The organism is Sinorhizobium mexicanum, assembly GCF_013488225.1.
GTDB classification, from domain to species: domain Bacteria; phylum Pseudomonadota; class Alphaproteobacteria; order Rhizobiales; family Rhizobiaceae; genus Sinorhizobium; species Sinorhizobium mexicanum.
This window is the reverse complement of the sequence record NZ_CP041241.1, coordinates 893700-915303: the sequence shown is the minus strand read 5'-3', so window position 1 is coordinate 915303 and position 21604 is coordinate 893700. Positions and strand designations below refer to the sequence as shown.

The window sequence follows — 21604 nt, the reverse complement described above, 5'->3', positions numbered from 1 at the left end:
GCGTGAGAGCGGGAATTGGACCTGCAGTATCACTGCGCGGCAGCGTCACTGTCCCAAAGCTATCCTTGCCTCATACCAGTGCGGAGCTACCCCCGTTGGGACCGCCAAATAAGGACAGTGACGCTGCCGCACGAATGCGACAGCGTTTAGGCCATTAGTTCGTGGCTTTGGCTTCCGCGATCCACTTGTCCCAGTCGGCCTTGTGGGCGGCGATCCAGTCCGTGGCATGCTTCATGATCTGCTCGTTGGATTTTTCACCGTCGGCCACCAGCTTGTTCTCGGCGTTGATGTCCTCGACTGGGATATGAACCAGCTCGAAGAACCTCTTGGCCGACGGATTGGCGTTCACGAAGGCAGTGTTGGCGATGACCATCTGGTCATTGACAGGGAAACCAAGGTTACCAAGACCTTCGACCGTGGTATTGCCAGTCTGGCCATCGGGAAGCGACGTTTCCTTGACATTGAGCCACACGACATCCTGACCCGGCTTCAGCACCGCCGAGACCCAGAGGGGCGTCCACGTGTAATACAGCACAGGCTTGCCTTCCTTCACCCGCTCGATCGCATCGGGGATGATCGTGAAGTAACCACCCTGCTGGTGTTCCACCGTGTCTCGAAGACCGTAGGCGTCGAGATGGTGTTCGATGACGCGCTCACAGCCTCAGCCGGGCTCACAGCCGTAGAGGTCTGCCTTGCCGTTGCCATTGGTGTCGAAAAGCTTCGCTTTCGCCGGGTCTTTCAAGTCCTCAAGGTACTTGATGCCCTCAGCATTTGCCGTCACCTTGTCGATCAGGTAGCCCTGGAGACTGTTGGATGAGAGCTTTCCGAGCCGGACAAGCTTCTCGTCGCCGCCGGCTTCCTTCCAGAAGGCTTCATGCAGCGGCTCCCAGTGGGCGGCATAGAATGAAAGGTCGCCGTTGCCGACGGCAATATGCGCGAGCTGGACCTGGGTCTGGGTCGGCTCGGCCACGTCGTAACCGAGTTCTTTGAGGCCCTCCGACACAACAAAGGTCTGAAAAAGTTCTTCCGTGATGCCGTTCCAGGCGGGTTTCACTTGATCAGCCGCCGACGCGACGCTCGTCATCGCCAGTAACGATGCGACAAAAGCGGCATTAGTCTTAATCGCCATGATGTCAGTTCCCCTTTTTGATTGACGTTCACCTCCGAAGCCGCACAGCGCTCACCGTCTCAACGCCCTGCGTCAAGCCTATCCTCCCGAGGAATGTTGAGATTGGTAACACATGTATTTCAAACGCCACGCCGCAAAAAAGTAGACCGTCGGGTGACTTTAATGCACTGATCCGATTGAGTTGTTGCGCCCGAAATCACGCAAGGCGACAGCCTCGCGCATTCGCCTCGCGGCTGCCCTCGGACAGGCATTTTCATTGCACTCGCAACCAAGTGCCCCCGCGGCCGTTACCTAGCCGTGGTCCACGCGTTTTCACACAGACTCCGCGTGCCGCGCTTTCTTCGGTGACCACATTCGCTTCATACGTGAAAGCCTCGTTCGGGTGGGGCTGCACCCGAATTGAAGGCGGTAGCATTTTGCGAAGTGAGTGGCCGAAACAAAACCGCAGGCCACGGCGATTTCGACGATCGGTTTGTTCGTCGACTCCACGAGCTGCCTGCCGCGGTCAAGTCTCAACTTGACATAATACTTGTGGGGAGAGGTACCGAGATAGGTATCGAAAAGGCGCTCCAGCTGCCGCCGGGAGATCCCTAACGTATCGGTTATTTGCTCGAGTGAAAGCGGCTCCTCTAGATATCTCTCCATTAACTTGATCGCCTGGGGCAGCTTGTCGCTCGTACAATATGCGTTCCAGGGAAACCAGCCGGTCTGACGATGCGTGCGGTCCCTGGCTCCTTCCGCAACATTGCGTTTGCAGATCTCCGTTGTCAGGTGTGGACCGAGGGTCCGCTCGAGAAGCGCTATCGCGAGATCGAACGACGAAGTTTCGCCGGCACAACTCCAAATGCCGGCATCACCAGTATAGATGGCGTCAGTCACCCGCGGCCCGTTGAAGGTCTCTGAAAAGGCAGCCATCCTCTCCCAATGGATCGTGCACTCGGTATTCTTGAGCGCACCCATTTCGGCGAGAAGCCATGATGCCGTGCCAATGGCGACCACCGGAATGTTCTGCCGGATGCAAAGACGTATCGAGCCAGCCAATTCCCGCGGCGCGCCAGGCTCGACGACGCCGTCAGCAACCATGACCACCATCTTCGTGCTGTCGGAGAGCGGTATTTTCGGCATGACCTCCGAAAAGCTTAGGGGGGCAGGCATCGCCAGTCCAAGGCTGCAGATTTCGGAAACACCTGACCTGCTGGCAAACGTCCAGCGAAACCTCTGCCTGCCCAATATCGCATTCGCCTTCTCGAAGGGCGCGAGAAAGGAAGAAAGACTTAAGAGCGAGAAGCCGGGAAACAGAAGTATCGCGATCGCCCCCGTTTCGTCGCGGTCGACCGAAGTGGATTCGCTTGGGGTGATCGCCCGGTCCGCCGAGTGAGCAAACACCCCTTCCGTCCATTCCTCATATGCCATTTCTCTCCTCACCAGTCACAGCGCAGCAGGGGTTTGGGCGACGCTTCAGTGATCCTCATTCAGCGCGTCGACAGCGGGGATCTCGCGACTCCGGCGTTCGATGTAGGCGCGCAGCTCTTCGTCGACAGCTTGATCGAGCTTGGGTTCCTGGTACTCGGATAGCAGATAGCGGGCCTGCTCAAGTGCGCGTTGCTTAATGTCCTTGGAGCCGTCGGCGATCCACTGTTCGATCGAGTTGTTGTCGAAGAGCTTCGGGATGAAGAACGCTTTTTCGAAGTTCGCCTGGGTGTGCGGATGACCGAGGTAATGGCCGCCGGGACCGACATCACGAATGGCGGCGAGCGCTTCATCGAAGTCATCCCACTTGATGCCTTCGGCCATGCGGTAGCCCATCGCGCAAACTTCCGAGTCCACCATGAATTTTGCGATGGAGCAGTGCATTCCGGCCTCGTTCCATCCAGCCGAATGCCAGATGTAGTTCGCCCCGGACATCAGGACGGCCATCATCGTCATGGCACTTTCATAACCCGACTGCGCGTCGAACATTTTCGCGCCGCCAAGCAGGTTCGAAGTTCGCCAGGGAACGTTGTAGTGCCGGGCCATCTGGCCAATCATGAAGTTCATGAGAGAAATCTCTGGCGTTCCGGCCATAGGGGCACCCGACTGCATCGAAACGGTCGACAAGTAGTGCCCATAGATCGCGGGGCAGCCGCGGCGCACGACTTGGGTATATGCGAGCGCGGACAGGGCTTCAGCGTTGAGCTGCGCGACGGCGGCGGCCGTGGACGCAGGCGTGTTTGCGCCACCCAAGACGAACGGAGAGCAGAGAACCGGCTGGTTGCGGCGATTGAACGCGCGCATGGCTCCCAGCATGGTCTGGTCCCACACCAGCGGAGAGTTGCCGTTGCAGTTGCCGGTGGCGACGGCATGCGTTTCCAGGAAGTCCGCGCCGAACAGGATGGCGCACATGTCGAGCACGTCCTCGGCATTCTTGGGCGACGTCGTCATCCCCATGAACATCTTGTCCGAGTACTTCATCGATGAATAGGTGATGTGAAGATGGCGGTGAGCCACCACGATGTCCATCGGCTCGACAATGTGATGTGCGGACGAGTGCAGCGCCGGCATCATGTGCGCCAGCTTGTGGAAGGTGCCGAGGTCGGCGATCGTCGGCCCGCGGCGGACATCGTCGAGGTCCCGCATATACGGCGCGCCTGTCATTGGTACAAAGATCGACTCCTTGCCTCCCAGTTCAACGTTGTTGTCGGGGTTGCGGGCATGATATTTGATCTCCGGCGGGATCGTTTTGATGAGATCCATCACGAGCGCCCGGTCCAGATGGACGCGCTCGCCACGGACGTCCGCGCCGGCGCGCTTCCAGTCCTCCAGCGCGATCGGATCGCGGAATACGACGCCGATTTCCTCGAGGATGTCCATGGACGCGTTGTGAATGCGCTGGATCTGCTCCTCGTTCATGGGCGCCATATCGGGAAGCCCACGTTTCAGGGTTGGCAACATCTGGAATTTCGGGGTGGTCCGAAGTACACGACGGGCGTCTCGACCGCCCCTTCTTGCCGCGTTCGCTTGCACGTTCATAGCGCCTGTTCTCCCTGCAATGTGTGATGTGCGGAAAGGTCGACGTCGCGCACGGACTAGACTAATGACCGAGCGGTCTGGAATAACCAAATGCAAAAGTCTCACGCGGCAGTTGACTATTATGCTAGCGTGCGGCGTTCCTGCCGATCCGGGAGTTGGGCCAAAATGGTTCGTAGGTTCTACGACCTGCCGTCACTAACAACGCTTGCCGTCTTCGAGGCGTCGGCGCGCCATTTAAGTTTCAAGCTGGCCGCAAGCGAATTGAACGTGACGCCTGGCGCGATCAGCAGGCAGGTGAAGGCGATCGAAGAAGAGGTTGGCGTGCCTTTGTTCGCGCGGAACGCAAAGGGCGTCGCGCTCACCCCGGCAGGGGAAGAGCTCTACAGTGTTTTGGCGAGCGGTTTCTCCAAAGCATCGGACGTCGTACGCGCCATCAAACGCGGCGACCAGGTCCGCAATGTAACGATTGCCTGCAGCGATGCGTTCGCGACCATGTGGCTGATCCCGAGAATGCCCGACTTCTGGCGGCGATACCCGGACATTGCTGTCGACCATCTGATTTCCGACAATTCCAAGGATTATCGGCGCGCCGAGGTGGAACTGCGGATACGCTACGGTTTCGGTGCATGGCTTGACGAGACGGCCGAGCTTCTGTTCGACGATGTGATTTACCCGGTCTGCGGGCCGGGATTTGCGGCGGAACATGAGGGCGTGACCGCCGTAGAGCTCGGGGAACTGCCCCATTTGCATGTGGATTGGGTTGATCCGGATTGGGCGGGATGGGAAGAGGTGCTGTTGCGTGCTGGGATTCCACATGCTCTGAGCAGCGGTCGCAGGTTCAGCAAATTCAGCGTCGCGGTGCAGGCTGCCATGGCAGACCAAGGCGTCGCTGTAGGTTGGGATCGTCTGGTCCGCCACCTCATTGACGAGGGGAAGCTGGTAAGGCTCACGGAGTTGGTGATCCCGGCACCAGGTGCGTACTACCTGACGGCGAACAACAACCGCGAGCTATCGGCCGCGGCTTGTGTTCTTCGGGATTGGCTCGGTGAGATGGCCGCGCAGGAACGTAAGATCGCGCCCGACGAAATGGCGCCGGCCAAACGACAGGGTTGGTGAGCCAAGCTTCGACACGTCAGAAGTGGCTCTTAGGCTCGACCGATTGGCACCTTGATACACCCTTCATGTGGACCGGATTTTGTTGTCATCGTTGCCGTCGATGTAGGCGCGGCGATCCACGTTCCCTCGAACCTGGTCGGAGCGACGGTCGCACCGCCGGCATCGCAAAAATCTCGGACGGTCCTCGATGCCGAGACGCCAACGACGTGAAGAGAGTCGAGCACCCGCAAGTGTCATGTTGTGATGTTGACTGCGGTCAGCCTCATCTAAGTCCTCCATCTTCACTCGACGGTCCGAACTTAAAGCGCCGCCATCGCGCGATGGCAGCCGAAATTAAGTCACCTGGGACGCTACTTTTTTGCGCCAGGTAACGTGGTTTCGCTGTGATATTCAGGACCATAAGCAAAAACTAACAAACGAGGGAACCGATGGCAGAATGCGGAATTCTCGATCCCTTCGCGTGTGGAAAGCTTCCGCTTGCGGATTGGATGACCGACGGCCTGCGATGGGCCGTCGACAACTACCGCCCGTTTTTCCAGGCTGTGAAGGCACCAGTCGATTCAATGTTGCTGTCCTTCACTGCCGCTTTGGGGGCCGTGCCTCCGATGGTGGTGATCTTGATTGTTGCGCTCGTGGCTTGGCAGATAGCCGGGGTCCGGCTCGCCCTCGGACTTGCCGCCATCTTGTTCTTTGTAGGCTTCATTGGCGTGTGGCCGGAGACGATGCTCACTTTGGCTATCGTACTGACGTCACTGATTTTCTCGCTCGCATTGGGGATCCCGCTCGGCATATGGGCCTCAAGGTCGGACGTCCTTTACGCGATCCTGCGGCCACTCCTCGACGGTATGCAGACCATTCCGGCCTTCGTCTACCTGGTCCCGGTCGTGATGCTGTTCGGCATCGGCAATGTGCCCGGCGTTATCGTTACCGTCATTTTCGCCATCGCACCTGTGATCCGCCTGACATATCTCGGAATGAAGCAGGTCCCGGGAGACGTGGTCGAGGCAATGCGCGCCTTCGGGGCCACGGAATCCCAGCTCTTGTGGAAGGCGCAGTTGCCCCTGGCCATGCCCACCATCATGGCGGGCGTCAACCAGACCCTCATGATGTCCCTTTCGATGGTGGTGATCGCTTCAATGATCGCTGTCGGCGGGCTTGGGCAAATGGTGCTTCGCGGCATCGGTCGGCTCGACATCGGCATCGCGACTGTCGGCGGCGTCGGGATCGTCGCCCTCGCGATCGTGTTGGACCGCCTGACACAGGCGCTCGCCAAGCCGCAGAAGAAAGGCGAATGGCTCAGCAGGGGGCCCATCGGGCTCGTGCGCTCGGTAGCCAGAACGTCCCGAACGGATACGGCACAACAATTGCCGTCGTCGGCCATCAAGAACTGAGGAGTCTGGCATGACTGAGCCCGTCATCGAATGCAGGAACGTATGGAAGATTTTCGGTGATAAATCGAAAGAGGCGCAACTGGCGGTCACCGAACGCGGCTTGAGCAAGAAGGAAATCCTCGAACAATATCGCTGCGTCGTCGGCGTTGCAGACGTCTCGTTCACCGTCGGACAGGGGGAGATCTTCTGTATCATGGGCCTTTCCGGATCCGGAAAGTCTACGCTTGTTCGTCATATCAACAGACTTGTCGAACCGACAGCGGGCGTAATCCGCGTCGCCAACCAGGACGTCAATGCTCTGCAAGGCCCGCAACTGAGACAGTTGCGCTCCCAAAGCGTTGGTATGGTGTTTCAGAATATGGCTCTGCTGCCGCACCGGACCGTCATCGACAATGTCGCACTGAGCCTCGAACTGCGCGGGATGGCGGTCGCTGATCGCCATGATATCGCGGCCGAAAAGCTCCGTATGGTGAGCCTGGACGGCTGGGGTGACCGTTACCCCGATGAGCTTTCTGGCGGAATGAAGCAGAGGGTGGGACTGGCCCGTGCGATGGCTGCCGATCCCGAGATACTTCTCATGGATGAACCATTCTCGGCGCTCGACCCTCTCATCAGGCGGCAGCTTCAGGAGCAATTTCTCGACCTCTCGAAAGTACTCAAGAAGACGACGGTCTTCATCACGCATGACCTTGACGAGGCAATCCGATTGGGAACGCATATCGCCATCATGAAAGATGGTCGGTTCGTGCAGGTGGGAACCGCCGAGCAAATCGTGACCGAACCCGTCGACGATTACGTCGCCGATTTTGTGAAGGGAATCTCCCGATTGGAGCTGATTTCCGCCGGGAAAGTGATGCAACCCCTTGCCGCCGGACAGACCTCAGCTGTCTCCGGTCCCTCCGTGCTTGCGACAGACAAACTGTCAAAGCTCCTGCAGGTCGCGAAAGAACACGATGGAGTCATCACGGTCTCCGATGGCAAACGACCCGTCGGCGTAATTTCACGATACGATCTCCTAAATGCGGTCAGCGGGTGAACGTAGCGAACTACACGCTGCACATGAGCCATTCTCCAACTTGTTGGGTCACTCCCCCGGCAGGTACCTCGCTGGCAATGACGGCATCATTGCCAGCATCTTCTCCAGATCAAGCTAGCCGGAAGCCGCTTCCAGGCTTTGAAGGCAACGGTCTGCTCTGGGGGACGACGCGTGATCGAAGTACCCAACATATCACAACCTGGCTGGACCTTTCCGACGCCGAAACTGCGGAGCTCCGAGATGACGAACTTCCCCTTCCCTGGCCTGAACCTCGCAATCACTACGCCTTTCGACGCGGAAGGGCGCATTGATTTTCTCCGGCTGGAAGAAAACATCGAGCGGTATCTGGCTGCCGGCGTCCCCGGCTTTGTCCTCAGTTCCGGAACCGGCATGCATGTTTACCTGTCCAAGGAAGAATCCAGGCAACTCGTTGAGCGCGGTGCAAAAATCATCAACGGGCGTGCGAAGGTCATAGCCCAGACTTCCGCGCTCCTCACCGACGAGGTTGTGGAGCGTACCCGGCACGCGGCCGGTTGCGGCGCGGATGGGGTCATGGTCCTGCCGCCGTTCTTCGAGGGGCCTACGGACGATCAGGGCATCATCGATTTCTATGCGGAGGTCGCGAAAGCGGGTCTCCCCATCATCGGCTACAACGTGCCGCAAGCCGTCGGCGTCGCGGTCACCCCGTCGCTTCTGAGGGAGCTCTGCGCCATCCCCGGCTTCTGCACCGTGAAAGATAGTAGCGGCGATCTCGGCAAACAGGCGTCGCTCATACGCACGGGTCTTCCCGTCATGAACGGCGCTGACCACCTCGTGCCTTACGCGCTCTACGCGGGCTGCAGCGGCCTCATCTGGGGTGGCGCGAACTTCGCCCCGCGAACGTGCGTTGCCCTGGCGGCGGCGGCTTCGGCCCAAAAGTGGGAAGACGCACGCGAAATCTGGTCCGCGCTCGAGCCGGTCATGTCCCTGCTATGGGAAGGCGACTACGTGCAATCGGTCTACGCGGCAGCCGAACTGACGGGCTACGGCGCGGGCAGCCCTCGCAAGCCTTTGAGGGGCTTGTCGGGGGACCGGATTGAAGCATTGCGGGCAGCCCTCGGGGACCTCGCCAGCCCGGAAGCGAGATCATTGTGAGCGGGAATTCAAAGAAAGTGTTCGTTGCCTCGAGACTCCCGAAGCACACGGGCGTTTCGGGCTGGGTTGCGATGCTTCCGGCTCGCGTCGAAAGACCTCGACTTGAAGGGTCTATTGCGACCGACGTCGTCATTATCGGCGCGGGTTTTGCCGGGCTGTCTGCAGCAAGGCGGGTCTCCCAGCTCGACCCCAATATCCGGGTCGCGGTTCTGGAGGCAGGCGTTGTCGGCGAAGGCGCTGCCGGACGTAACTCCGGCTTCATCATCGACTTGCCGCATGAGGTCTCATCCGACGACTACGGCGGCGACTCGGCAAGCAAGAGCAAGCAGGCGATCTTTATCAGTCGCAGTGCCATTGCGTTGGCTAAGGGGATGGCCGAGGAACAAGGATGGGGCGGGGAGATTTTCGACCCTTGTGGCCGATACAGCGTGGCGATCAGCAAGGAGGGTGATCGCCACCTCGTCGGCTATGCCGGACAGCTAGAAAAGCTTGGCGAAGAACATAGGCTCCTCGATGCACAGGAGATTGCCGCGATAACCGGCAGCCGTTCCTATACGTCCGCGCTCTTCACGCCCGGCACCGTCATCGTGCAGCCTGCTGCATACATTCGAGGTATGGCGGATTGCTTGACGCAGCCTGTCACGGTGTACGAGAAGACTCCGGCAGTGGCGTTTGAGAGCACCGGACAAGGATGGCTCGTCAAGACCCCTGCGGGCTCGATCAGCACCGACAGGATCGTCCTGGCCAACAACGGACACGCCGAGAGCTTCGGCTTCTTCAAAGGCCGTCTCTTGCACATATTCACCTATGCGTCGATGAGCCGAGAGTTCGACCCCGGCCGCCTGCCCGGCGAGAGGAAGTGGGCTGCCACCCCTGCCCTGCCAATGGGCACCACGGTTCGTCGCGTTCCCGGGCAGCGGGGCGATCGTATTCTCATTCGCTCCCGCTACACATACCACGCGGCTCAGATCGTCAGTGAAGGCGCACTCAGGCGTGCGGGCGCTCTGCATGATCGCAAGTTCAAGGCGCGGTTCCCGGGCCTAGACGATGTCAGCATGGAGTACCGGTGGGCCGGCGCCATGGCGGTGACCTGGAACTCGGTGCCGGCATTCGGCGAGATCGAACGTGGCGTGTTCGCCGCCTGCGGCTGCAACGGGGTCGGCGCCACGAAGGCAACGGCTTCAGGCATCGCCACCGCGGAATTGATGTTGGGCCACAGCACTGAACTTACCCAGATCTACCGGAGCTTCGAGGCGCCGAAGGCCCTTCCGCCTCAACCCTTCACAGCAATTGGCGTAAAGGCGAATCTGACGTTTCGCGAGTGGAACGCGGGTGACGAGTAGGACGCTGAAGCGAAAGGGGTTCCGTGGCCTCGGACCGGATCCCCTTTGGAGTCATGATCAGCGTTGCCAATGAAGTCGGCGCGATCCGCATCACGTGGGATCCGGCGCAGACCCCACATGTCCATGAAGATACTGCTGGCCTCTACCGGTATGCCATTGAAGACGGTGGGCCATTTGCTCGAGGGCTCGAGTACGGTTTAGATGTAACACGTCAATAGGTTAGAGATATCACTTTAAGCTTTTGTTTGGCGCGATCTCATCCGAAAGGTCTCCTACTTTTCGGTAGATGTGCCAGTGACGGCTCCCTCGGACGAGGTCCATTCGAGCTACGAGAGCGAACGCACCTGACTTCATCACAAAAATTCCACTCAACTTCAGGCCGAATTCATTTGCCTGCGAGCCGGAATAGCGGAAAATTCAAGGGAAGCTGCCTGCTAACCGAGCGTCGCAATGGGCGATACCGTCAGCTGCCCTTTGAGGGAGGAGAACATGGCCGGTAACCATTCACAGCCAAGCGGACCCGATCTCGCCCTCGGCATTGCGCTTGCCGATCTCCCCGATGGCGGCAAGCTGGTCGGCCATCGCGACGGCGAGTCCGTGCTTCTGGTGCGCCGCGGAGCGGAGATATTCGCCGTTGCTGCCGCCTGTTCGCATTATGGTGGGCCGCTGGTCGACGGCCTCGTCGCCGACGACAGCGTCCGCTGCCCCTGGCATCACGCCTGCTTCGACCTGCGCACCGGAGAGGCCCTGCGCGCGCCTGCCCTGTCTCCGCTCACCTGCTGGTCGGTCGAGCAGCGCGGCGAGAGGATTTTTGTTGGCGAGAAACGCAAGAAACCGTCGCCGGCCGCGCGCGAAAGCGATGCCGGGGCCTCTCCCGAAAGGATCGTCATCGTCGGCGGTGGCGCGGCCGGTTTTGCCGCCGCCGAGAGACTGCGGCGTGAACAATATCAGGGCGACATCGTCATGATCAGCGACGACGAGGCCCTGCCCGTCGATCGCCCCAACCTTTCGAAGGACTACCTCGCCGGCAAGGCTCCCGAAGATTGGGTCCCGCTGCGCAAGGAAGGCTTTTATGCCAGGAACGGCATCGACCTGCGCCTCGGAACCAAGGTTGCCGCCATCGATGTCCGTGCCAGCGAGGTCGTGATCGCCGACGGGGCACGGGTCGCCTTCGACAAATTGCTGCTGGCGACCGGCGCAGAACCGGTGCGACTGACGGTACCCGGCGCCGACCAGCCTCACGTCCACACGCTGCGCTCGCTGGCCGATTGCCGCAGGATCATCGCGCAGAGCGGCGCGGCGCGCCACGCCGTCGTGCTCGGCGCCAGTTTCATCGGCCTTGAGGTCGCCGCCTCTCTTCGCAGCCGCGGTGTCGAAGTGCATGTGGTGGCGCCCGAGGAACGGCCGATGGAACGGGTGCTAGGCCCTGAGATGGGCGACTTCATCCGTGCCCTGCATGAGGAAAACGGCGTCGTCTTCCACCTTGGGGATACCGCGGCCAGCATCGGCGCGGGCGAGGTCATGCTGAGCAGCGGCAGTGCGCTCGCCGCCGACATGGTCGTCGCCGGCATCGGGGTACGGCCGCGCGTCGATCTCGCCGAGAGAGCCGGTCTCGCCACCGATCGGGGCGTTCTGGTCGATGCCTATCTCGAGACCAGCGTGCCGGGAATATATGCTGCCGGGGATATCGCGCGATGGCCCGACCCCCACAGCGGTGAGAACATCCGGGTGGAGCACTGGGTGGTGGCACAGCGGCAGGGTGCTGCCGCTGCGCTCAACATGCTCGGACGGCGGAAGAAGTTCACCGACGTGCCGTTCTTCTGGAGCCAGCATTACGAGATTCCGATCAACTATGTCGGACACGCCGAGGGATGGGACGCGATCGAGATTGACGGCGACGTTGCCGCGAGGGATTGCCTCCTGCGCTTCAAGCGCGGCGGACGCGTTCTGGCGGTTGTCACGATCTTCCGCGATACCGAAAGCCTCGAGGCAGAACTGGCGATGGAGCAGAGCGAAGCCTAGCGCATCGGCCCGAAAATCGGAATCGATTTTCGGCAAGCACGATGCGTAGATTCAAAGACTTACAGCGTCCTTTGTGCGTCCTGATGGACGCACGGCGCTGTAGAGCATGGTGGGATCATGCCGCATGACCTCGGTCGGCAAACTGGCAATCCGAACAAACTTCAGGCGATGCGCGGAGCTAATGCACGGTGGACCGCGGCGTTCCACCTGGAAACAGCGAAAGAAGCGCGATGCCGTGCTGCAAGAGAAGCTCAGCCGCAGGCAGGTCGCTTGTCACGACGTCGCCAGCGCAGCCGCTTATGATCCTTGCCAGACTGATCGAGTTCGCCGCAAACCTGTCATTCCCCATCTCGTGCGCCTTCTCGGCCGTCGCCTCGAGCGCATCAGCGACTGACATCATCAAGTCCGACCGTTCGCGGAGTGTCATTGCATTGAGGGTCTTGGCAGATTCCCGCATGGCTACCTCTCTGTTCGTCGGGTGGGAATTGGTCGTCCGCGGCCGGGTCAGCCCGGGACGGACGTCTACCACCTTGATTGATCGATTATTGGAGTCCGGGAGCTCCAAAGCTGCTTCCCACCTAAGAGATCGGGGTTCGGGACGACTAATGCAAGGAATGGCTACTATGCGCATTCTGCATGCCGTGCAGTCCACACGTCTGAGAGCTTGCGTGTAAGCAGCCGCATCGCGAGGGCCACTTTTCGCATTTTGATCTTGCTATCATATATCCATGGTCTTTTAATGTTGAGAGGCCTGTCTGGCGACCAACTGTCAGAGGAGGGTCCGCCTTCATGAAGCCAATGAACGAAGAGCACCTCGCGATTCTGCGCAGGCACATGGTCGAGGTGATTGCAATCTATGCCGACCTTGAAAGCGAAGAACTGGGCAAGGCGGCGCTCGATGAACGGGTTATGGCAGCGATGCTGCGGGTGCCCCGCCACCTCTTCGTACCCGCTGCGGCTGCGCCCTTCGCCTACCAGGACATGCCACTGCCGATAGGCTTCGACAAAACCGTGTCGCAGCCCTTCATGGTCGCCCTCATGACCGATCTCCTTGCTCCCCAACCGCATGAGGCAGTGCTCGAGATCGGGACCGGCCTGGGCTACCAAACCGCAATTCTCGCGGAACTCGCCGGGCAAGTTTGGAGCGTCGAAATCATCGAGGAGTTCGCAAGCCATGCCGAGACTCTCCTGCAGGGCTTCGGCATTTCAAATGTCGGCATTCGTATCGGCGACGGAACACGCGGCTGGCCTGAGCACGCCCCATTCGACAAGATTCTGGTCACGGCGGCGGCTGAGGAGGCGCCGCCGGCTTTGCTTGAGCAACTGAAGCCGATGGGTCGTCTGGTTCTTCCTGTGGGATCTGAAGAACAGGTGCTGACGATCATCGACAAGGATTCGGCAGGACAACTGGAGGCGCAGCAACTCATCCCGGTCCGGTTCAGCCGGCTCGAGGCGGCCTAACGCGCGCGTGGACCTCTGGCTCAAGAGCCATCACGGACTCCCCACGCCGGCTCCGATATTGCCGCGGCGACATGCCCGTCACCCTTCGGAACATGGCGCTGAATCCGCTGTCCGTCGCAAATCCAAGTTCCATTGCGATGCGTGATATCGGGGCGTCACTTCTACGCAGCCGGGCAGCTGCCAATCGTACGCGCCAGCGCGCGAGATACTCGATAGGCGACAGCCCCACACGGGCGCGAAATCTGGCGGCAAATCCGGAGCGCGATTGCCCTGCGATACGCGCCAACTCGCTTACGGTCCAGGCGCGCATCGGCTCGGCATGAATGGCTTGCATTGCTGGCGCCAGGTTTCGGTCGATCAAGCCGTGCGGCCATCCAACCCCCTCACCGAGTTTCGCCAAATGAGCGCGCAACCCGTGAATGAAGGCAAGGCGCATCAGGTCGTTGCTGGCCAACCGAGCTCCCGGCATGCCGCTGTTCCATTCGCGGTCTAACTGTTCCAAAAGCCATCCGACCGGTGCCATTTCATCCGCTCGCATGACCACGACCGAAGGCAGTACACCGGTTACAAAGAGACTATCGACGGCGTCGAGTTGAAGCGTTCCGCCGAGGACAGCGAAATCCGGCGTGTCGCCAATTTGTGCGATGCCGCCTGTCGCAAACAGCTCTTGCGCGGGGATCGCGGGTGTATCCGGATCACTGGCAAGCTCATACGGCACACCTGCCACGATGACGCAATCACCGGCACCAATCCGCACTGGTTCGGCGTCCGAAAGGCGCAACCAGCATTCGCCGCGCCGGACCACGTCAAACTTGACTACCCGCGGGAGGGGAAAATGGATGGCCCATCTTCCGGCGGCCTCCAACCGCATCGAGCAAAGCGCACGCGCGTGCAAGCATTCTAGAACGGACGAAAGTACATCTTCTTTAGGCTTTTGGACGATCACGACAGTAACTTGGCGTTTTGACGATGGAGCCTCCAGGCTTAGTGCCGATATGTGGGCGGCACAAGCATCACGGAGATATCCATGCATAGTCAGCATTCCATTGCGACGCGTTTTGGCATCGCCAGCACCGCGAGCGAGGTGGTCACCGGGCTCGATCTCAACGGGACCACTGCGGTCATCACCGGCGGCTATTCGGGCCTTGGACTCGAGGCCACCCGAGCTCTTGCTGGCGTCGGCGCCGCTGTAATCGTTCCCGCCCGTGATCGATCGAAGGCCGAACGCAATCTCGCCGATCTGCCCAACGTGACGATCGTCGATCTCGACCTCACCGATTCTGGCCAGATCGCAGCATTCGGAGCCGGGCTCGTCGCCTCTGGGCGGCCGGTATCGATGCTGATAAACAGTGCCGGCGTCATGGCGACACCATTGTGGCGCAGCGCGGAGGGTCACGAGGGCCAGTTTGCGATCAATCACCTCGGCCACTTCCGGCTGACCGCTGCGATATGGCCCGCGCTTGTGCGCGCCAACGGCGCGCGCGTCGTGAGCGTTTCCTCTCGGGCCCATCAGGCGGGAGGCATCAATTTCGAGGACATTCATTTCTCGCGCCGAGCCTATGACAGTGTGCTCGCGTACGGCCAGGCCAAAACGGCGAACGCGCTGTTCGCAGTTGAGCTCGACAGGCGCGGCCGCGACGTCGGCGTGCGTGCTTTCTCGCTCCACCCGGGTCAGATTCTGACGGATATCGTCAGATACCTGACACCCGAGCACCTGGCACGCTTTGATGCATATGACGAGCTTGGAAACTTGCGCATTGATCCGGCGAACGGACGCAAAACCCCTGAACAGGGTGCTGCGACCATGGTCTGGGCAGCAGTCGGCTCTGAACTCGATGGTCTTGGAGGCTACTATCTCGAAGACTTCGACGTCGCCCAACTCTACAGCGGCGAATTGGGCAGTAAGGGAGTTGCCAATTGGGCAATCGATCCTGACGTCGCGCGGCGCCTCTGGGAGGTTTCAGTCTCCATGACGGGAGCCTTCGCCTGATCCTCACAGGTTTCAGAACGCTATGCCTCACGAAATCGCCAACAGCCCTAGCAGCACGACCACATAAGGGGCTGCGATAGCGCTCTCGGCTGGCTTGCCCACACCGTTGCGGCCTAGCGATCGGCCCGATTTCAAATCCTTTCGTTCCCAAAGATTGGGCGGCGCACGGTGCGCCGCCCGTCTTTCCGGATATCCGTTCAAGCTTTACTCGCCAGAGGGGCCATTTGCTGCCCGCGAGTGCATGCCCAAGCCGTGGTTGCAATGCCAAAGAGTGCCGGCAAGCTTGCAGCCGGAAAATCGCGCTGGGACTGACTTGGATAGTGCCAAAGCGAGATAATTGAGAAGCTCGACAAAAGAGCGAGCGAGCATCAAAGCCGTTTTCCAGGTGCCGATAAACGGGAACGGTCCATATCGTGCTACGACGTGAAACAAACCGGCTCGCAGTTGGCGGCAAATCGACCGCCGGCGGTCCTCTTGCCCGCCCTGACAAACACGGCCAAATAGGACGACGGGGAACAGATGAGGATTGAGATTATGGGCCGTTTGGAAGCGGAATTGACGCGAGCCGATTATGAGTCGCTGGCGACGCTTCGCTATACCTTGCGCAAATTCCTGGATTTCAGCACTTCGGCTGCCCAGGAAGCGGGCCTACCGCCGCAGCAGCATCAGGCGCTGCTGGCGATCAAGGGCCTTCCCGTCGGCGAGACCATGACTGTGGGGATGCTTGCCGAGAAGCTGCTCATTGCACCGCATACAGCAACGGAACTCGCGACCCGTCTCGTGAAGGCAGGTTACGTTTTGCGCGCGACGGACGCTGCCGACAAGCGGCGGCAAACTCTGAATCTGACCGAGAAAGCGGAGGCGAGCCTCCGGCACTTAAGCGCCATTCACCTGCGCGAGATCAAGATCATGGCACCAGAGTTGATCGCGTTGCTCGCGCGACTGAATGACAAGGCCTCCGCCCAAGAGTGACGGCGGCGTACTCGCGCCATACTGGCTCTCCCCTCGCCTTATGAATGGCACAGACGACGTCGGCCTCCGCCCGCGACCCTTGCCAGATATATCGTATTACGATATAAATTGGCTTGATCGGAAAGGGAGAAATACCTTGGACAATGAAATTCAGCATGCAGGAGCCGAGAGGAGAGCTCTGAATAACGACTTGGCCGGTTTCCGCAGTGCCGGAAGGTACGTTGCGGCCCTGTCGTTTCGGTTGTGGAGTGGCGACGCTCGGTCGGATGAGTTGAAGCAGAGGGTCGAAGCGGAACTTGCGTCTGGCGGAAGGGGCTGGCGCCTGCTCAAATTGGAGTGGCAGTACGATCTGGCGATCCTGATCGACAACTTGCGTGCGTGGATGAGCCGCCTCGACCAAGAGTTTAACAAGGCAGCTTAGATCATTTCATTGTTTCATATGAAACAGTAAAATGATCTAACTCTTTGAAACTACGCAATTCCGGACGAAAAACCGTTACGCACTTTTCCTGGAATTGCTCTAGCCAACGCATGCCACCGCGTTGATACACGACCCAACAGCCGCTCTACGGCCGCCATCCTCGCGGTTCCCATCACCATGCGACGTTTTGAGCGCCGCGAGACCTCGGGCGGAGGGGCGACCGTACGCTCGCACCTCCCCCGCCGTAAGGCTGATACGCCATCGACAGAAAGGTCCCCGGGAACACGCTCCGGCTATTCGCGGGCCTCATCGGCGTAGGCAACGCCAGAAGCGAGCCAGGAGTTGACCTGTTCTTCCGCAAAGCCGTATTCGCGCAGGATCTCGCGGGTGTGCTGTCCTACCAGTGGCGCAGGTTTACGGATTGTCGGCGGCGTCTCGGAGAGGCGTACCGGGGGCGCTATGACCTTGACGGTGCCCGCTCTGGGATGCTCGTAGCTCGTTACCAGCTCCATGTGGCGCACCTGCGGATCCTCCGCTGCCTGAAGATGCGATTTTACTTCGCCACACCAGATGTCTGCCTCCAGCAGGGCCTCCATCAGCGCCGCCGACGTCCATTTCCCGGTCTCCGCCGCCAGCTTGCGCCAGATCTCGTCGCGTTGCGCGAAGAGCTTTTCGGGGTCGTCGTAGACGAGCAGGTCGTCATTTCCAAGCACGCCCACCAGCGTGCGATAGGGGCTCATCGCGATGGTGACCCAGCCGTCCTGTGTCGGATAGGTGCCGAACGGAGCATCCATGCCGGGATGGCCGATGCCCGACCGCGGGCGCTTGAAGTCTTCGTTGAAGTTCAGCGCCATCACCATTTCCTGGTTCTGGTGGGCGAGCATTCCCGCCAGAAGGTTCACCTTGACCTCCTGCCCGAGCCCGGACTTCTCGCGCCAGTAAAGCGCCGAAAGGATGCCGTAGACCATGTTCATTGCGCCGATCTGGTCCGAGAAGCCGGCCCCAACCGGCGTCGGCGGTGCATCGGCCTGCCCCGTCGCCGCCATGATGCCCGTGAGCCCCTGCACCAGCATGTCCTGGCCGGGTCGGTCGACATAGGGGCCGTCCTCGCCATAGCCCGAACCGGAGCAATAGATGATGCGCGGATTGACGGCGCGGAAGTCCTCGTAGCCGTAGCCGAGCGCCTTCAACACGCCGGGGCGGAAGTTCTGGACCACGATATCGGCGGTCTTCGCCATCTCCATGATGATCGATTTCGCTTCCAGCGATTTGAGGTTCAATGCGATCGAGCGCTTGTTGCGGTTCCAGGCAAGGAAGTTCGGGCTCTCGCTGCCGCCGACCCATTTGTTGCGAAAGGTCAGCGAGCGGAACAGATCGCCCTTGCCGGGACGTTCGATCTTGATGACATCCGCGCCCATGTCGGCCAGGAGCTGGGTGGCGAAGGGCCCCTGCAGCAGATGCGAAAAATCGAGAATGCGAATGCCGGCAAGGGCGGCGGGTGCGGGGCTCTGGGTGTCGGTCATGTTCATCCTCTAACGTCGTCGAGTTGTCCCCTTGCCTCGCGGCGCGTGCGGCGCCAGAGGGTGCGAAGGGCGACAAGGGTGGTTTCGGGATCGTCGCGCTCATCGAGCGCCATGCGGATCCGTGCGGCCGCGGCCGTCTGGAAGGCGATGTAGCCGTCGAAGCGGGGGCGCAGGAGCGCGGTCTCCGCGGTGGCAAGCGTGTTGCGATAGAAATCGCCCCAGTTGCGGTTGACACCTGCATCCTGCCAGGCGGAGCGCGCCGACGGCTGGCCGCCAAAGGCAGGGAAGGTCTCGATCTGCGTCGATGCCGAGAGCAGCGACGCGATATGCGAGAGCAACTCCGGCGTCGGCCTGCACCGCCGCGAGAAGGCGATGCCGGTGCCGCCGATCACGCCTCCCTGCCCTCTGGGCGCCCGGATCGTGTCCGAGAAGGTTACGATCCGGGGCGCGTGCCCGCGAGCGGCATAGGTGACATAGCCGAAGACCAGCGGGATCAGCGCGATGTCCTCGCTCCGGGCCATGGCCTCGAGAAGGGCGATGGGATTGAGCTGTTCGCTGCCGGCGGGCCTCAGCGCGTAAAGCCGCTGCATGGTCTCGAGCGCTGTCGTCGCTTCGGCCTGTGGCAGGAAGTTCTCGCCGCCGACCGCGGCGCCGGCGCCTGCCGCCATCGACATCAGGCTGAGTACGGCATGCGGTCCGGCGAGCGACTGTGCCACCGGCAGGCGTGCCGCAAGTTCAATCAGGTCGTCCCAATCGGCCGGCGGCGCCGCGATCCGATCCGCCCGGCGAGCCATAACCTGCGTCGCCACGTCCAGCGGCAACGCCCATGTCCCGCCGTCCCAGCGGTAGCTGGCGGCCGAAGGGCCGATGCTGTCGCGGCGCCAGGCCTCAAGCAGTGAGGGCGGATAAAGCTCCTCAAGCGGCAGGAAGCAGCCCTCGGCGACAGCCTCGCCGATATGCGGGTGGTCCATCACCAGAAGGTCGTTGCGGTCCGCCAGTTCGGCGATGGGTGCGCTTTCGAAACCTTCGAGGGGTTGCTTGTTCCATTGGATCAGCGGCTCCGCGCGTCCCTGATTGATGCGCCGCGCCGTTTCCGCAAGCGCGTTGTAGCCGCGCGGGTGGTCCCAGGTCAGTCCGATGAAAGTCATGCGGTCGCCTTCCAGAGAGGGTCCGCGCCGATGTCGCAATCGATGGTCGCTATGTGCCACCGGCCGAGGTTGGCCGCGAACAGCCTTGTCCCGTCGAACGCGATGTTGGTCGGATGGCAGAGGACATGCGCGGTCGGGTCCTCGGCCAGCACGCGGATGACGCCATCGGCGCCGACGCGCAGGATGCGCGAGGGCTCATAGAGCGAAACCAGGAGGTTGCCCGCCTCGTCGAAGGCAAGTCCGTCCGGATAGCCCGGCAGGCCGGTAACGAACGGGTCGACCGATCCCGCGCTGCCGTCCGGCTCGATCCGGATCCGCGATACGCGTTGAGCGAAGGTCTCGCAGACGTAGAGCGCGTCGTCGCTAGGCCGCATCGCAAGGCCATTGGCGAAGGTGAAGTCGGCGCTGCACCACAGGCGGCCTGTCCCGCCCGACAAGTCGAAGGACCAGATGCCCGGTCCGGGCCGCGCCGGCTCGTGGCTGTCGGAGACGAGAAGCCGCCCCCGGCGCCCATCGACGACGGGATGGTTCGGAATGCGCAGGCCCGGCGCTTCGAGCCGCTGAAGCATGCGGCTCGCAAGGTCCAACCGGAACACCGCCGCGTGTTTCAGGTCGCAGGCGTAAAGCACCCGGTTTCCGTCGAAGGCGAGGCCGAGGATGAAGCCGCCGGTCGAGGCAACGCGCTCGATGCGCCTGCCGTCGGGCGCGATGCGGCAGATGTCGCCATCCTGGTTGCCGCACCAGATCCAGCCGTCAGGTCCGATCGCCACGCCTTCCGGGTGGCTGAGCCGCGGCTCGCTCCAGATACCGTCGAAGAAGACCTGCATACGGTCCGGCGATAGGATAGGCGCGGCCATCATGCCTCGCCCCTCCGCTCGCCAGTTTCCGTGTCGAAGAGATGCATGCGCCCTGTCTCGAATTTCAGGCTGACCGGCCTGCTCATCTCAAGCCCTGCCTCCGGCGGAAGCTTGGCTGCGATCAGCGCGTCGCCGGATTTGGCGGTGAGGATGGTGCAGTCGCCAAGCAGTTCCGAGGCAAACACCGTGCCGGTGAAATGGCCGGCTCCGTCGGGCGCGAGGCTGACGTGTTCGGGGCGAATACCGAGCGTCAGTTCGCCCCCGGCGTGGTCCAGCCGGAACTTTCCACCCTCGCTCTCGAACGATCCGCCCTCGACGCGTCCGTGCAGGAGATTCATCGGTGGTGAGCCGATGAATCCCGCAACGAAGGTATTGGCGGGACGGGCGTAGATTTCGGCCGGTGCGCCGATCTGCTGGATCACCGCCTTGTTCAGGACGACAATACGATCTGCGAGCGTCATCGCCTCGACTTGGTCGTGGGTCACATAGATCGTCGTAACGCCGAGGTCGCGCTGCAAATTTTTGAGCTCACCGCGCATCACCGTGCGCAGCTTGGCATCGAGGTTGGAGAGTGGCTCGTCCATCAGGAAGACCTGCGGCTTGCGGACGATGGCCCTTGCCAGTGCCACGCGCTGTCGCTGCCCGCCGGAAAGCTCGGCCGGACGCCGGGTCAAGAGATGCAGCATGTCCACCCGCTTTGCGGCGGCCCGGACCAGCTCTTCCCGTTCGGGTCGCGCGACCTTCCGGAGCTTCAGCGGATAAGCGATATTCTCGCCGACGGTCATATGCGGATAGAGCGCATAGTTCTGAAACACCATGGCAAGGTCGCGGTCACGGGCGGGCACGTCGTTGACGCGGCGCCCGTCGATCAGGATCTCGCCGGAACTCGGTTCCTCGAGCCCGGCGACGATCCGCATGGTCGTCGACTTGCCACATCCGGAGGGGCCGAGCAGCACGAGGAATTCGCCGTCGCCGATGGCAAGGTCCAGGTCGCGGAGCGCGGTATAGGCACCGAAATGCTTCGAGAGTTTGCGCAACTCGATTGCGGCCAT

At 61.1% G+C, this 21604-nt stretch carries 19 protein-coding genes and 1 pseudogene; 11 read left to right on the top strand and 9 right to left on the bottom strand.

The window, feature by feature from the left end; translation table 11 throughout:
- Nucleotides 1-154: 154 nt before the first annotated feature.
- Nucleotides 155-1084 (bottom strand): annotated as a pseudogene (gene proX, locus FKV68_RS28435) (glycine betaine/L-proline ABC transporter substrate-binding protein ProX).
- 357 nt (nucleotides 1085-1441) lie between these two features.
- Nucleotides 1442-2212 (bottom strand): GlxA family transcriptional regulator, encoded by a 771-nt coding sequence (locus FKV68_RS28430; RefSeq protein ID WP_245181466.1) that lies wholly within the window; start codon nucleotides 2210-2212, stop codon nucleotides 1442-1444.
- On the opposite strand from FKV68_RS28430, the gene FKV68_RS33445 reads away from it, so the two are divergent.
- Nucleotides 2211-2507 carry a hypothetical protein gene (locus tag FKV68_RS33445; RefSeq protein WP_245181464.1) on the top strand — a complete coding sequence of 99 codons (297 nt, stop codon included), beginning with the start codon at nucleotides 2211-2213 and terminating at the stop codon, nucleotides 2505-2507. The two genes, FKV68_RS28430 and FKV68_RS33445, sit on opposite strands and share 2 nt — an antisense overlap.
- Before the next feature lie 80 nt (nucleotides 2508-2587).
- Here the strand turns inward: FKV68_RS33445 and FKV68_RS28425 are convergent, their stop codons facing one another.
- The gene (locus tag FKV68_RS28425) at nucleotides 2588-4138 is read right to left on the bottom strand and encodes a trimethylamine methyltransferase family protein (RefSeq protein WP_180943843.1); all 1551 of its coding nucleotides are present in this window, start codon (nucleotides 4136-4138) and stop codon (nucleotides 2588-2590) included.
- A 165-nt stretch (nucleotides 4139-4303) separates the two neighbouring features.
- Between FKV68_RS28425 and FKV68_RS28420 the strand changes: the two genes are divergently transcribed.
- From FKV68_RS28420 to FKV68_RS28395, 6 genes are all read left to right on the top strand, one after another.
- Entirely contained in the window at nucleotides 4304-5254 is a 951-nt protein-coding gene (locus tag FKV68_RS28420; RefSeq protein ID WP_180943842.1) for a LysR substrate-binding domain-containing protein, read from the top strand.
- Nucleotides 5255-5682: 428 nt separating this feature from the next.
- Complete coding sequence (locus tag FKV68_RS28415; protein WP_180943841.1) at nucleotides 5683-6645, top strand: ABC transporter permease; 963 nt, start codon at nucleotides 5683-5685, stop codon at nucleotides 6643-6645.
- A gap of 10 nt (nucleotides 6646-6655) precedes the next feature.
- The gene (locus FKV68_RS28410; RefSeq protein ID WP_180943840.1) at nucleotides 6656-7681 is read left to right on the top strand and encodes a quaternary amine ABC transporter ATP-binding protein; all 1026 of its coding nucleotides are present in this window, start codon (nucleotides 6656-6658) and stop codon (nucleotides 7679-7681) included.
- A gap of 240 nt (nucleotides 7682-7921) precedes the next feature.
- Entirely contained in the window at nucleotides 7922-8815 is an 894-nt protein-coding gene (locus tag FKV68_RS28405; protein ID WP_180943839.1) for a dihydrodipicolinate synthase family protein, read from the top strand.
- Nucleotides 8812-10158 carry an NAD(P)/FAD-dependent oxidoreductase gene (locus FKV68_RS28400; RefSeq protein WP_180943838.1) on the top strand — a complete coding sequence of 449 codons (1347 nt, stop codon included), beginning with the start codon at nucleotides 8812-8814 and terminating at the stop codon, nucleotides 10156-10158. Before FKV68_RS28405 ends, FKV68_RS28400 begins: the two co-directional genes overlap by 4 nt.
- Before the next feature lie 489 nt (nucleotides 10159-10647).
- Nucleotides 10648-12180 carry an FAD-dependent oxidoreductase gene (locus tag FKV68_RS28395; protein WP_180943837.1) on the top strand — a complete coding sequence of 511 codons (1533 nt, stop codon included), beginning with the start codon at nucleotides 10648-10650 and terminating at the stop codon, nucleotides 12178-12180.
- Nucleotides 12181-12358: 178 nt separating this feature from the next.
- Here the strand turns inward: FKV68_RS28395 and FKV68_RS28390 are convergent, their stop codons facing one another.
- On the bottom strand, nucleotides 12359-12637 hold the full coding sequence (locus FKV68_RS28390; protein WP_180943836.1) for a hypothetical protein: 279 nt from the start codon (nucleotides 12635-12637) through the stop codon (nucleotides 12359-12361).
- Nucleotides 12638-12969: 332 nt separating this feature from the next.
- Here FKV68_RS28390 and FKV68_RS28385 point away from each other — a divergent pair, with 332 nt between their 5' ends.
- A complete protein-coding gene (locus tag FKV68_RS28385) occupies nucleotides 12970-13641 on the top strand; it encodes a protein-L-isoaspartate(D-aspartate) O-methyltransferase (RefSeq protein ID WP_180943835.1) in 672 nt (223 codons plus the stop codon).
- Here the strand turns inward: FKV68_RS28385 and FKV68_RS28380 are convergent.
- Nucleotides 13619-14587 carry an AraC family transcriptional regulator gene (locus FKV68_RS28380; protein WP_180943834.1) on the bottom strand — a complete coding sequence of 323 codons (969 nt, stop codon included), beginning with the start codon at nucleotides 14585-14587 and terminating at the stop codon, nucleotides 13619-13621. The genes FKV68_RS28385 and FKV68_RS28380 overlap by 23 nt on opposite strands.
- Nucleotides 14588-14668: 81 nt before the next feature.
- Between FKV68_RS28380 and FKV68_RS28375 the strand changes: the two genes are divergently transcribed.
- The 3 genes from FKV68_RS28375 (at nucleotide 14669) to FKV68_RS28365 (ending at nucleotide 17024) form a co-directional block, all read left to right on the top strand.
- Nucleotides 14669-15631 (top strand): SDR family NAD(P)-dependent oxidoreductase, encoded by a 963-nt coding sequence (locus FKV68_RS28375; protein ID WP_180943833.1) that lies wholly within the window; start codon nucleotides 14669-14671, stop codon nucleotides 15629-15631.
- Between the two features lie 534 nt (nucleotides 15632-16165).
- Nucleotides 16166-16603 (top strand): MarR family winged helix-turn-helix transcriptional regulator, encoded by a 438-nt coding sequence (locus tag FKV68_RS28370; protein WP_180943832.1) that lies wholly within the window; start codon nucleotides 16166-16168, stop codon nucleotides 16601-16603.
- Between the two features lie 136 nt (nucleotides 16604-16739).
- Nucleotides 16740-17024 (top strand): hypothetical protein, encoded by a 285-nt coding sequence (locus FKV68_RS28365; RefSeq protein WP_180943831.1) that lies wholly within the window; start codon nucleotides 16740-16742, stop codon nucleotides 17022-17024.
- A 293-nt stretch (nucleotides 17025-17317) separates the two neighbouring features.
- Here the strand turns inward: FKV68_RS28365 and FKV68_RS28360 are convergent, their stop codons facing one another.
- From FKV68_RS28360 to FKV68_RS28345, 4 genes are read right to left on the bottom strand one after another with little or no spacing between them, the layout of a single operon-like run.
- Nucleotides 17318-18547 carry a CaiB/BaiF CoA transferase family protein gene (locus tag FKV68_RS28360; protein WP_180943830.1) on the bottom strand — a complete coding sequence of 410 codons (1230 nt, stop codon included), beginning with the start codon at nucleotides 18545-18547 and terminating at the stop codon, nucleotides 17318-17320.
- 2 nt (nucleotides 18548-18549) lie between these two features.
- On the bottom strand, nucleotides 18550-19695 hold the full coding sequence (locus FKV68_RS28355; RefSeq protein WP_180943829.1) for an extracellular solute-binding protein: 1146 nt from the start codon (nucleotides 19693-19695) through the stop codon (nucleotides 18550-18552).
- Entirely contained in the window at nucleotides 19692-20555 is an 864-nt protein-coding gene (locus tag FKV68_RS28350) for an SMP-30/gluconolactonase/LRE family protein (protein ID WP_245181460.1), read from the bottom strand. The genes FKV68_RS28355 and FKV68_RS28350 overlap by 4 nt, the downstream gene beginning before the upstream one ends.
- Entirely contained in the window at nucleotides 20552-21604 is a 1053-nt protein-coding gene (locus FKV68_RS28345) for an ABC transporter ATP-binding protein (protein WP_180943828.1), read from the bottom strand. The genes FKV68_RS28350 and FKV68_RS28345 overlap by 4 nt, the downstream gene beginning before the upstream one ends.